Origin of the sequence: Actinomadura geliboluensis, assembly GCF_005889745.1 — a bacterium.
Classification (GTDB): Bacteria; Actinomycetota; Actinomycetes; order Streptosporangiales; family Streptosporangiaceae; genus Spirillospora; species Spirillospora geliboluensis.
The window spans coordinates 1-10,955 of the sequence record NZ_VCKZ01000314.1 but is presented as its reverse complement, the minus strand read 5'-3'; the positions used below and the strand labels follow the sequence as shown (position 1 = coordinate 10,955).

Below are 10,955 nucleotides of genomic sequence, written 5' to 3'. Positions count from 1 at the left end.
GCGGTGGGGGTGGTCGGCGAAGACGGCGAACGAGGCGAGCGCGTCCGTGGAGAGGCGGCTCAAGTCCATAGCTGTGAACTATAGCTGGATGGTTCGTTGATAGTTCTGCTTTAGGGGTGAAAGTCCGAGAGTTGAGGGCATGGACATCGAACCTCGGCTCGGCATTGATTTCGGCCGGGTCGTACACGGGGGCCTGCGGGCGCCCGGCGACGACGACACCGTGTTCTTGGACGGCACTTTCGAGGACGCCATGGCGTCACCGGCGACCGAAGGCGTCTACGAGGTGCTGCCGGGACTCATCGCCGCATTCGAAGGGCGCGCCTGGATCATCTCCAAGTGCGGTGAGCGCATCCAGAAACGGACGCTGGCGTGGCTCGACCACCATGACTTCTACGCCAGGACGGGCCTGCCGAGGGAGAACGTCCGCTTCTGCCGGAAGCGGGCGGACAAGGCCGGCCACTGCGCGGAACTCGGCATCACCCACATGATCGACGACCGGCTGGACGTGCATCGGGCCATTCGCGACCTCGTCCCCTACCGGTACCTGTTCGGGGCGGAGAAAGGCCCGGAATGGGTGCGGCTCCTGCCCGACTGGGCTGCCGCGGAGATCATTCGCGCAGATATTCCGGCGGGACGGCGTCGGTCAGCCACACGCCGTTCGCGCTGACCCGGAACTCGTGCCCGTCCGCGGCCATCCGCCCTGATTCGACGACGAGGACGACGGGCCGGCCGCGGCGGGCGCCGACGCGCCGGGCCGTTTCGCGGTCGGGGGACAGGTGCACGGCGTGCCGGCCCATCGGCAGGAGTCCGTCGCGCAGGATCGCGGCGACGGACGCGCCCACCGTGCCGTGGTAAAGAAATTCCGGCGGGGACACCGCCGGCAGTTTCAGGTCGACGGGGACGGAATGGCCCTGGACGGCCCTGATCCGGTCTCCGTCCATTTCGTAACGCTTCTTGTCGTTGACGTTCACCACGTGTTCCAGTTCGGAACGCGTCAACGCGAAGCCGTGCCGGGCCGCGGCGGCGAGGAGCTCGGGGACGTCCGCCCAGCCTTCGGGGTCGAGCGTGAGCCCGATCCGCTCGGGGCGGTGCCGCAGATGCTTGGCGAGATACTTCGAGATCTTCACCACGCGGCGGTCGTCCATGGGCCCGGACATGCGTCGGGGCCGGCGCGCGGAACGGCCGGCCCCTCGCGTGCGGTCCTACTTGGCCTGCAGGGCGGCGGCCTGCTTGGCGATCGCCGACTTGCGGTTGGCGGCCTGGTTCTTGTGGATGACGCCCTTGCTGACGGCCTTGTCCAGCTTGCGCGCCGCGCTGCGCTGCGCCTCGGCGGCCGCGTCGGCGTTGCCGGCCTCGGCGGCCTCGCGGAACTTGCGGATCGCCGTCTTCAGCTCGGACTTGACGGCCTTGTTGCGCAGGCGGGCCTTCTCGTTCTGCTTGTTGCGCTTGATCTGGGACTTGATGTTAGCCACGTCGTAGTGCCTCAGCTTGGTTGCGATCCTGGCCTGCCACCGGCAGGTTCTGACGAATGTCTGGACGGGGGCGGGACGGTGCCCCCGGGGCACGACGCTACGCCACACGCAGTCGCACAGCTTACCAATCACCGGGGCCCGCCCCAAACCGGGCCGTGCACGGAGCACCGCGCCCGGCATGGGACTATGGAAGCACACATATCCATGTCCACCAGTGAGTTTTGCGAACGGACCCCGGTGCCAGCGCCCCAGCCTGACAAGACCGATCCCGCGATCATCCGCAACTTCTGCATCATCGCGCACATCGACCACGGCAAGTCGACCCTCGCGGACCGGATGCTGCAGCTGACGGGTGTCGTCGAGGACCGACAGATGCGCGCCCAGTACCTCGACCGCATGGACATCGAGCGCGAGCGCGGCATCACGATCAAGAGCCAGGCCGTCCGGCTGCCCTGGACGGCCGGCGGCGTCGACCACGTCCTCAACCTGATCGACACGCCCGGCCACGTCGACTTCTCCTACGAGGTGTCGCGGTCGCTGGCGGCGTGCGAGGGCGCGGTCCTGCTGGTGGACGCGGCGCAGGGCATCGAGGCGCAGACGCTCGCGAACCTGTACCTGGCGCTCGAGGCGGACCTGCACCTGATCCCGGTGCTGAACAAGATCGACCTGCCGGCGGCGCAGCCGGACAAGTACGCCGAGGAGCTGGCCGGGATCATCGGCTGCGAGCCGTCGGACGTGCTGCGCGTGTCGGGCAAGACCGGCGAGGGCGTCCGCGAGCTGCTCGACAAGATCGTGGCGGAGGTGCCGGCGCCGGTCGGCGACCCGGACGGGCCCGCCCGCGCGCTCATCTTCGACTCGGTGTACGACACCTACCGGGGCGTCGTCACCTATGTCCGGATCGTGGACGGGCGGCTGTCCCGCCGCGAGAAGAGCCTGATGATGTCGACCGGGGCGGCGCACGAGACGCTGGAGGTCGGCGTGATCTCCCCGGAGCCGAAGGCCGTGCAGGGCCTCGGCGTCGGCGAGGTCGGCTACCTGATCACCGGGGTGAAGGACGTCCGGCAGGCGCGGGTCGGCGACACCGTGACCGGCGCGTCCCGGCAGGCGTCCGAGGCGCTCGGCGGGTACCGCGACCCGAAGCCGATGGTGTTCTCCGGCCTGTACCCGGTGGACGGCGACCAGTACCCGGAGTTGCGCGACGCGCTCGACAAGCTGCGGCTGAACGACGCCGCGCTGGTCTACGAGCCGGAGACGTCGGCGGCGCTCGGGTTCGGGTTCCGCTGCGGCTTCCTCGGCCTCCTGCACATGGAGATCGTCCGGGAGCGGCTGGAGCGGGAGTTCAACCTCTCGCTGATCTCGACCGCGCCGAACGTCGTGTACCGGGTCGTCATGGAGGACGGGACGGAGCACACCGTCACCAACCCCAGCGAGTTCCCCGAGGGCAAGATCGGCGCCGTCTACGAGCCGGTGGTGAAGGCGACGCTGCTGTCCCCGTCCGAGCACATCGGCGCGATCATGGAGCTGTGCCAGGGCCGCCGCGGCGTGCTGCTCGGCATGGACTACCTGTCGGAGGACCGCGTCGAGATCCGCTACACGCTGCCGCTCGCCGAGATCATCTTCGACTTCTTCGACCAGTTGAAGTCGCGGACGCGCGGGTACGCCTCGCTCGACTACGAGCCCAGCGGCGAGCAGGAGTCCGACCTCGTGAAGGTCGACATCCTGCTGCAGGGCGAGTCGGTGGACGCGTTCAGCCAGATCGTCCACCGGGAGAAGTCCCGCGAGTACGGGCTGATGATGACCTCCAAGCTGAAGGAGCTCATCCCCCGGCAGCAGTACGAGGTGCCCATCCAGGCCGCGATCGGCGCCCGGATCATCGCCCGTGAGAACATCCGCGCCATCCGCAAGGACGTCCTCGCCAAGTGCTACGGCGGCGACATCTCCCGCAAGCGCAAGCTGCTGGAGAAGCAGAAGGAGGGCAAGAAGCGGATGAAGACCATCGGGCGGGTGGACGTCCCGCAGGAGGCCTTCGTCGCCGCGCTGTCCACCGGTGGTGGCGGCGGCGACGCCGACAAGGGCAAGAAGTAGGCCGCGCCCTCCTCAGGCCCGGCCTACTTCAGGATGGGCCACGCCACCACGGCGGGGACGCGGCGGAACTCGCCGCGGTTCGCGGCGCGCCCCGCGTAGACGAGGAAGAACATCACGGCGGCCGTGAACAGCAGCGGCACCCAGATGAGGACGTCGACGGCCAGGGACAGCAGGCCGAAGACGAACCATACGGCGATCGCGGCGATGCCCATGTTGAGGCCCTGCGCTGCGTGGCGCCGCACGAACGGTGACCCGGCCTTGCCGAAGTAGACGATGGCCGGTGCGATGGCGCCGACGAGGAACTGGCCCACGTACGCCATGAGCGCCCACGTCCGGTCGTCGTCGCCGCCCGGCCCCTGGCCGCTGTGCATCTGCCCCGGCATCTGGACGGTGCCTCCGCCCTGCTGGGGCTGCTGCCAGGCCGCGCTGGGCTGCTGCTGGGGCTGCTGCCCCTGCTGGGGTTGCTGCCACATGTTCCCTGGCTGCTGCCAGGGCGCCTGGGGCTGAGCCTGCTGCTGGGGCTGCTGCCAGCCCTGGCCGGGCTGCTGACCTTGACCGGGCGACGGGGGAGGCCCGTAGGCCATGGCGGACGTCCTCTCCTTAGTTCGCTGCGCGTTCGCTGTGCGAGGGTGCGAAAGTGCGAGCCATTGCGCGAAGTGTATGACTCTTAGGACGCTCGGTAAGTTCGAACCGGTTCCCCCGGATCGCCCGGCCCGTGGCCGTTTCACGCCACAGGCCGGACCGCGAGCCGGAGTCAGGGGCGCCACACGACGGCGGACGGGGCCGTCCGGGTGAGCGTGACCGAGCCCGTCCAGGCGATGGACGACGGCTGCGGCAGGTACGCCTCGTCCAGGAAGAACCCCCGGTTGACGGACGTGACCGTCGCGGCGGCGCCGTTGTCGCCGAACCCGGTCGGCCGCCGCAGCGCCTCGATGCTCGCGATGTCGGCGACCCGCGTCCCAGTGGGCAGTTCGACGGTGGTGGCGACGGCGCCGTCCCGGTCGATCGACCAGGTCGGATCGCCGTGGTCGGACGTGTACAGCACGTACGGGTCGTCCTTCAGCCGGACTCCGAGCGCCACTCCTGGCACCGACCCGATCCCGGTCGCGGCCCCCGTCGTCTTGGCGAACTCCACGAACAGGTACGAGCGCTGGTCGCCGACCTCCCGCGTCGCCGGGTCGGACGGGTTCTCGATCTTGCCCTCGCGCACCATCTCCTGCGCCGCGACCCGGTACGTCCACGGCTCGCGGTCCATGACGGCCTCGCGGGCGCGGTCCTCCGGCCGCGTCCGGGACGCGTCGAGGAGGAAGCGCAGCGGCGGGTCCGGCGAGATCACGTCGCACATGTTGTTGTTCGACGTGCAGGTCTGCAGCACCGGGTGGTCGCCCTCGTAGCGGCCGGTGAACTTCAGCGTCAGGTGCAGGGGCGCCTGGTAGACGGCGGTGCCGGCCACCCGGTTCCCGGCCGCGTCGACCTCGACGCGGTACACCCATTCGATGTCGGTGGTCCGTCCCCAGCGGGCCATCAGCGCGGGCGTGTCGGTGCCGCCGTCCTCGTTGCTCCACACCACCGAGTACTCGATGACGCGGTGCCCCGGCGTCGCGGCGGGCCGTGTCTCGTGCCAGGCGATCAGCGGGGTGTCGGTGGCCGCGTTCTGGTACGGGTCGCCGAACGGCCAGCCGGTCCGGCCGACGACGATGGGCGCGTGGCGCAGGGCGAGCGCGCCGGCCTCCGGCATCCGGACGCGGGCTTGGCTGAGAGTGACGCGGCGAGCGGCGGGCGCGCTCCCCTTCGCGAAGCGAAGCGTGACCGTGTGGCGCCCCTTCCCGACACGCCCGAGCCCGAGGCTCCGGGGGATCGGGTCGGACGAGGGGACGACGAGGTCGGTCACATGGCGCCCGTCCACCGCGACCGACACCACGGCGGACTCGGCGCCCTTGCGGACCCACGAGACGCCCGGAGCGGACGCGGCGAAGGAGATCACGGCCTCCCCGTCCCGGCGGGCGGTGAACGGCAGCGTCCGGGCGGGGCCGCCGCGGTGGACGGTGATCGTACCGCTGGCGAGGGCGGCGTGAGCGGGCAGCGGAGCGAGGGTGAGGGGAGCACCGGCGAGGGCGGCGCCGGTGACGGCGAGCACGGCATGACGCGCACGGCTTCTCATGATCGGGAAAGGTACGGCGCCGGGGTCGCGTTCCGGTGACGGCCCGGTCGCCCGCGGGTGTCGGCTCCGTGAGCCCTCAGGCCCGGCTGCGGTGCAGCGGCGCGAGCGCGGCCAGCGCCGCCGGCTGCTGCAGCGACACGGCCGTGAACCGCTCCGCCTCTCCGGCCCCCTCGCAGTGCCGGTCGGGCCCGTAGAGGGTGAGCCCCGACGCGGCCAGCCGGACCGCGCGGCCCCGCCGGACGACGTCGTGGCCCAGCTCCCGCAGCAGCGCGACCACGTCGCCCGCGGGCTCGTCGAGCAAGTCGACGCCGTCCAGCCGGAACCGCATCTCGGGGTTGCCGCTCCAGCCGGGCGACCGCGTCCCGCAGATCTCGGCGAGCCGCTCCACGCCGTCCTCGCCCCGGTCGGTGGACAGCGCCAGCGTCCCGCGTCCCACCCGCACACTGCGGTGGTCGGCCCACCCGCACAGCAGCGACGCCTTCGGCGGGCGGGTGCCGCAGTGCTCGGCGACCCCGTCGAGCGCCGTCCACGCGTCGGGCGCCAGGGTGGAGAACAGCAGGCTCGCGTCCGGCAGCAGCGCCCCGCGGCCCGGCTCCAGCGTGACCACGAAGGGCGCGACCCGGCCCGGGAACCGCGCCGGGTCGGCCTCCCGGAGCGTGACGAGCCCCTCCCACGCGACCGGCTCGTCCACCGCGAACCAGGTGATCACGGCCTCCACGCCGAGGTCGCGGAACGTCGCGTCGGTCAGCCGTTCGGCGACCGCCTCGCGCAGCCCCTCCGCGGTCTCGGCGAGGCGGCGGCGCCACCACGGGGGCTCCGGCTCGGCGGGGGCGCCCGTCGACCAGCGCGTCCCCGGGCCGGGCAGGCCGGAACGCCGCTCGCCGCCGGCGCCGTCGACCACCGTGCAGTGCCAGCCGTCCGGCCCGCCCTGCAGCAGCACCCGCGCCGGCGCCCGTCCACGCTCGGTCGCACCCTCGTCCACCATCCCGTTGACACTATCCACCCAAGAGGGGCGGCACGCTGCATTCCGGCCGTCCGGCGCGTGGTTTCCGGACGACACGGCGGCGGTTGCTCGACCTGGGCCCGTATGTAGGTACGGTCGGAACAGCGGCCAGACGGTCTGACCCGACCTCCCGGAGGTAGCGTGACCCACCCCGAGCAGGTACTGCGTTCTGCGAAGGAACGGGAAACGGTGAACGGCGCCGTCCGCGCGCTGCGCTCCGCCGCCCCCGACGGCTGGGAGCGGCTCGACTTCGCGTTCCGCGCGACCGTCGGCATCGACAGCGCCTCGCTGGAGGTCGAGGACGCCGATGGCGGCCGCCGCACCGCCGTCCCGCCCGGGCAGGCCATCGGCAGGATGGACGAGTTGCGCCGCGTCATGTACCGCGCCGGCAAGGGCGCCTGGTTCACCGCCCGCCTCCAGATCGAGCGCTCCGGCCGGTTCAGCGCCGAATTCGACTACGACGGCGAACCGGACTTCACCCCGCCCCTCACCGCCTCCGCCTACGCCCAGGACCTCGACCGCTTCCCCCGCACGGCCGCCCACATCCCTGACTGGCTCCGCGCGAAGCTCGACGAGTCCTGAGCAGGCGGTCGGGCGGGGCAGACTTGAAGGGTGCCCTCGACGCTTCCCGACGGAGATCCCGTACCGGCCGACGGCGCGCTGCCCGGCAGTGCGCTGGACGGCCTGGGGGACCGCCCGTTCGCCTTCTACGTCCATGTGCCCTTCTGCGTGACGCGGTGCGGGTACTGCGACTTCAACACCTACACGGCGACGGAGCTGGGTCCGGGGGCGAGCCGCGACTCCTACGCCGACACCGCCATCGGCGAGGTGCGGATGGCCCGGCGCGTCCTCGGTGACGCGGATCTCCCCGTGGAGACGGTCTTCGTGGGCGGCGGTACGCCGACGCTGCTCCCGCCGGGCGACCTGGGGCGCGTCCTGGACGCCATCGACGCCGAGTTCGGGCTCGCTCCGGGCGCGGAGGTGACGACGGAGGCCAACCCCGAGTCGGTGGACGAGGCGTACGTGGCCAAGCTCCGGGAGGCCGGGTTCACCCGCATCTCCTACGGGATGCAGAGCGCGCGCGAGCACGTCCTGGCGGTGCTGGAGCGCACCCACACACCCGGGCGCGTCCCGCAGGTCGTCGAGTGGACGCGCAAGGCGGGCTTCGAGCACGTCAACCTCGACCTCATCTACGGGACGCCGGGGGAGACCGACGACGACTGGAGGGCCTCCCTGGAGGCGGCCCTCGCGTCCGAGCCCGACCATGTGTCGGCGTACGCGCTGATCGTCGAGGAGGGCACCCGCCTGGCCGCCCAGGTGCGGCGGGGCGAGTTGACCGCGCCGGACGACGACGCCATGGCCGACCGCTACCTCATCGCCGACGAGATGCTCGGCGGCCACGGCCTGCACTGGTACGAGATCTCCAACTGGGCGTCCGACCCGGCCGCCGCCTGCCGCCACAACATGCTCTATTGGACGGGCGCCGACTGGTGGGGCGTTGGCCCGGGGGCGCACAGCCACGTCGGTGGAACCCGCTGGTGGAACGTCAAGCACCCTGCCGCCTACGCGTCCCGCCTGGCCGAGGGCACGACCCCGGCCCATGCCAGGGAGATCCTCACCGACGACGACCGCCACATCGAGCGCGTCATGCTCGAACTACGCCTCGCCCAGGGCTGCCCCACGACCCTCCTGGACGACAAGGCCATCCGCAGAGCGATCGACGAGGGCCTGCTAGAAGCGGCCCCCTACACAGAGGGCCGAGCCGTCCTGACCCTCAAGGGCCGCCTCCTGGCCGACGCCGTAGTCCGCGACCTCACCTAGCAGCGAACCCCGGCCACCGACCACGGGCAGGCACGCGGAGCGAGCGCCGGCGAGCGCAGCGGGCCTGCCCGCCGAGCCGGTCGACCGCAGCGCCACGAGGAGACCCCGCACGGTCACAAGAACCAGAACCGTGGCGTGAGGATCGACCGGCTCGCAACGGGGGTTCCAGGGGGTCGCCCCCCTGGGTCACACAGTCACGAAGTCGATCAGTTCCTCCACCCGGCCCAGAAGGGCGGGTTCCAGGTCGGTGTAGCTGTTGACCGAGTTCAGGATCCGCTTCCAGGCGGCGCCGGTGTCGTCGCCCCAGCCGAGTTCGGCGATGACGCCCTCCTTCCACGGGATGCCGCGGGGGATGCGGGGCCAGGCGCGGATGCCGACGGCGGCGGGCTTCACCGCCTCCCAGATGTCGATGAACGGGTGGCCGGTGATCAGGACGTGCGGGGACGACACCCGCGCGGCGATCCGGGACTCCTTGGAGCCCTCCACCAGGTGGTCGACCAGGACGCCGAGGCGGCGGTCGGCGTCCGGGCCGAACTCCTCGACGATCGCGGGCAGGTCGTCGACGCCTTCGAGGTACTCCACGACGACGCCTTCGACGCGCAGGTCGTGGCCCCAGATCTTCTCGACCAGCTCGGCGTCGTGGACGCCCTCCACGTAGATGCGGCTCTCCTTGGCGACCTGGGCGCGCAGCCCCTGGACGGCGATCGAGCCGGACGCCGACCGCGCCGGCCCCTTGGGCGCCGCGGCGGGCCTGACCAGGGTGACCGGCTTGCCGTCGATCAGGAAGCCCGCCTTCGCCAGCGGGAACACGCGCCGCTTGCCGAACCGGTCCTCCAGCGTGACGCCGAACTTGTCGCAGCCGACGACCGCGCCGCAGAAGCCGCTGCCGGGGTCCTCGGCGACGAGCCCCGGCTCGGCCGGGACCTCCGGGATCTGTCCCTTGCGCGGCCTGCGCCAGTCGCCGGCGAGCACGTCGTTTCCGTAGTCCTTACTGCGCACGGGTCCGCACATTAACCCGGCGGGAGGGCCGGGCGGCGTCGCCCCTCGTCCCTCGGCGTGGCGCCCGCGTCCGATACGGATAGGATCGCGCCGCCGTGCGGGGAGTGCGCGGGCACTCCGATCGGGGGTGCGGGGCCGTACAATTGGCACTCTAGAGTATGGAGTGCCAGCGGAACGGCCGACCGGACGAGGGAGGTGACGCCGTGCTGGACGACCGCAAGCTCGCCGTCCTGCGCGCCATCGTCGAGGACTTCGTCTCCACCAACGAGCCGGTGGGGTCGAAGGCCCTGGCGGACCGGCACAACCTCGGTGTGTCGCCCGCGACCATCCGCAACGACATGGCGGTGCTGGAGGAGCAGGGCTACATCACCCAGCCGCACACGAGCGCCGGGCGCGTCCCGACCGACAAGGGCTACCGGCTGTTCGTCGACCGGCTGTCGACGATCAAGCCGCTGTCGGTCGCCGAGCGGCGCGCGATCGAGACGTTCCTGTCCGGCGCCTACGACCTGGACGACGTGGTCAGCCGCACGGTGCGGCTGCTCGCGCAGCTCACCCGGCAGGTCGCCGTCGTGCAGTACCCGTCGCTGACCCGCTCGTCGGTGCGGCACGTCGAGCTGGTCCCGGTCGCCGAGGGGCGGCTGCTGCTCGTCCTGATCACCAACACCGGGCGGGTGGAGCAGCGGGTCATCGAGACGCCGGGCGCGATCTCCGAGGAATCGATCGGGCACCTGCGGGCGTTGCTCAACACGTGCCTGGACGGGCTCGGCCTCGGCGACGTGCCGACGGCCGTCGCCGACCTTCCGGAGAAGGTGGGGCCGGACGAGCGGCCGGTCGCGGCGGCGGTGCTGTCGGTGCTGCTGGAGACGCTCGTCGAGAAGCACGAGGAGAAGATCGTTTTCGCCGGGGCGGCCAACCTCGCCGCCGTCGACTTCTCGCAGAGCCTGCGGGAGGTCCTGGTGGCGCTGGAGGAGCAGGTGGTGCTGATGAGGCTGCTCGGCGAGACCGGCGACTCCTCTACAGTTACGGTGCGGATCGGCACCGAGAACCCCGACCTGGGGCTCCGATCGACCTCGGTGGTCGCCGCGGACTACGGGGTCGGCGACCTCACCTTGGCCAGGCTCGGAGTACTCGGGCCTACACGCATGGATTACCCCAGCACGATGGGAGCGGTACGGGCAGTGGCACGCTACGTGGGACAGATCCTGGCGGGGTCGTAAGGTGGCGAACGACTACTACGCGACCCTGGGGGTCCGGCGCGACGCCAGCGCCGACGAGGTGAAGAAGGCCTACCGCCGGCTGGCGCGGGAGCTTCACCCGGACGTCAACCCGGATCCGGAGACCCAGGAGAAGTTCAAGGAGATCACCCAGGCGTACGAGGTGCTCTCCGACCCCAAGAAGCGGGAGATGTACGACC

The 10,955-nt window shown here is 71.5% G+C and carries 12 protein-coding genes; 6 read left to right on the top strand and 6 right to left on the bottom strand.

The features are described 5' to 3' along the window. Positions 1-139: 139 nt before the first annotated feature. A complete protein-coding gene (locus ETD96_RS32380) occupies positions 140-667 on the top strand; it encodes a hypothetical protein (RefSeq protein ID WP_138640291.1) in 528 nt (175 codons plus the stop codon). On the opposite strand, the gene ETD96_RS32375 is transcribed toward ETD96_RS32380, so the two are convergent. Both ETD96_RS32375 and rpsT read right to left on the bottom strand, forming a co-directional pair. Beyond that, positions 609-1,145, bottom strand: a complete 537-nt coding sequence (locus ETD96_RS32375) for an RNA 2'-phosphotransferase (RefSeq protein ID WP_138640290.1) — start codon at positions 1,143-1,145, stop codon at positions 609-611. The genes ETD96_RS32380 and ETD96_RS32375 overlap by 59 nt on opposite strands. Positions 1,146-1,202: 57 nt before the next feature. Continuing rightward, positions 1,203-1,472, bottom strand: a complete 270-nt coding sequence (gene rpsT / locus ETD96_RS32370; RefSeq protein ID WP_138640289.1) for a 30S ribosomal protein S20 — start codon at positions 1,470-1,472, stop codon at positions 1,203-1,205. 204 nt (positions 1,473-1,676) lie between these two features. Here rpsT and lepA point away from each other — a divergent pair, with 204 nt between their 5' ends. Continuing rightward, entirely contained in the window at positions 1,677-3,557 is a 1,881-nt protein-coding gene (lepA, locus tag ETD96_RS32365; protein ID WP_138640288.1) for a translation elongation factor 4, read from the top strand. A gap of 23 nt (positions 3,558-3,580) precedes the next feature. On the opposite strand, the gene ETD96_RS45210 is transcribed toward lepA, so the two are convergent. The 3 genes from ETD96_RS45210 to ETD96_RS32355 form a co-directional block, all read right to left on the bottom strand. Next, positions 3,581-4,141, bottom strand: coding sequence for a DUF4870 domain-containing protein (locus ETD96_RS45210; protein ID WP_171069342.1), 561 nt, complete (start codon positions 4,139-4,141; stop codon positions 3,581-3,583). Between the two features lie 170 nt (positions 4,142-4,311). Next, positions 4,312-5,718, bottom strand: a complete 1,407-nt coding sequence (locus ETD96_RS45205) for a hypothetical protein (protein WP_171069341.1) — start codon at positions 5,716-5,718, stop codon at positions 4,312-4,314. 76 nt (positions 5,719-5,794) lie between these two features. Beyond that, positions 5,795-6,703: a hypothetical protein gene (locus tag ETD96_RS32355; RefSeq protein WP_138640287.1), complete on the bottom strand. Its 909-nt coding sequence runs from the start codon at positions 6,701-6,703 to the stop codon at positions 5,795-5,797. A 207-nt stretch (positions 6,704-6,910) separates the two neighbouring features. Between ETD96_RS32355 and ETD96_RS32350 the strand changes: the two genes are divergently transcribed. Continuing rightward, positions 6,911-7,303, top strand: coding sequence for an antitoxin YezG family protein (locus ETD96_RS32350; RefSeq protein WP_240808383.1), 393 nt, complete (start codon positions 6,911-6,913; stop codon positions 7,301-7,303). Between the two features lie 30 nt (positions 7,304-7,333). Beyond that, positions 7,334-8,542, top strand: coding sequence for a radical SAM family heme chaperone HemW (gene hemW, locus ETD96_RS32345; protein WP_138640285.1), 1,209 nt, complete (start codon positions 7,334-7,336; stop codon positions 8,540-8,542). A 186-nt stretch (positions 8,543-8,728) separates the two neighbouring features. Here the strand turns inward: hemW and ETD96_RS32340 are convergent, their stop codons facing one another. Next, the gene (locus tag ETD96_RS32340) at positions 8,729-9,541 is read right to left on the bottom strand and encodes a DUF3097 domain-containing protein (RefSeq protein WP_240808382.1); all 813 of its coding nucleotides are present in this window, start codon (positions 9,539-9,541) and stop codon (positions 8,729-8,731) included. Between the two features lie 203 nt (positions 9,542-9,744). Between ETD96_RS32340 and hrcA the strand changes: the two genes are divergently transcribed. Further along, positions 9,745-10,758: a heat-inducible transcriptional repressor HrcA gene (gene hrcA / locus ETD96_RS32335; protein WP_138640283.1), complete on the top strand. Its 1,014-nt coding sequence runs from the start codon at positions 9,745-9,747 to the stop codon at positions 10,756-10,758. Between the two features lies 1 nt (position 10,759). Next, on the top strand, positions 10,760-10,955 hold a 196-nt coding region (locus ETD96_RS32330), incomplete at its 3' end, for a DnaJ domain-containing protein (protein WP_171069340.1).

Excerpts from the sequence above, each read along its gene's own strand:
- ETD96_RS32355 (WP_138640287.1), bottom strand. The coding sequence starts at position 6,703 with ATGGTGGACGAGGGTGCGACCGAGCGTGGACGGGCGCCGGCGCGGGTG.
- ETD96_RS32380 (WP_138640291.1), top strand. The coding sequence starts at position 140 with ATGGACATCGAACCTCGGCTCGGCATTGATTTCGGCCGGGTCGTACAC.
- ETD96_RS45205 (WP_171069341.1), bottom strand. The coding sequence starts at position 5,718 with ATGAGAAGCCGTGCGCGTCATGCCGTGCTCGCCGTCACCGGCGCCGCC.
- ETD96_RS32375 (WP_138640290.1), bottom strand. The coding sequence starts at position 1,145 with ATGGACGACCGCCGCGTGGTGAAGATCTCGAAGTATCTCGCCAAGCAT.
- lepA (WP_138640288.1), top strand. The coding sequence starts at position 1,677 with ATGTCCACCAGTGAGTTTTGCGAACGGACCCCGGTGCCAGCGCCCCAG.
- ETD96_RS45210 (WP_171069342.1), bottom strand. The coding sequence starts at position 4,141 with ATGGCCTACGGGCCTCCCCCGTCGCCCGGTCAAGGTCAGCAGCCCGGC.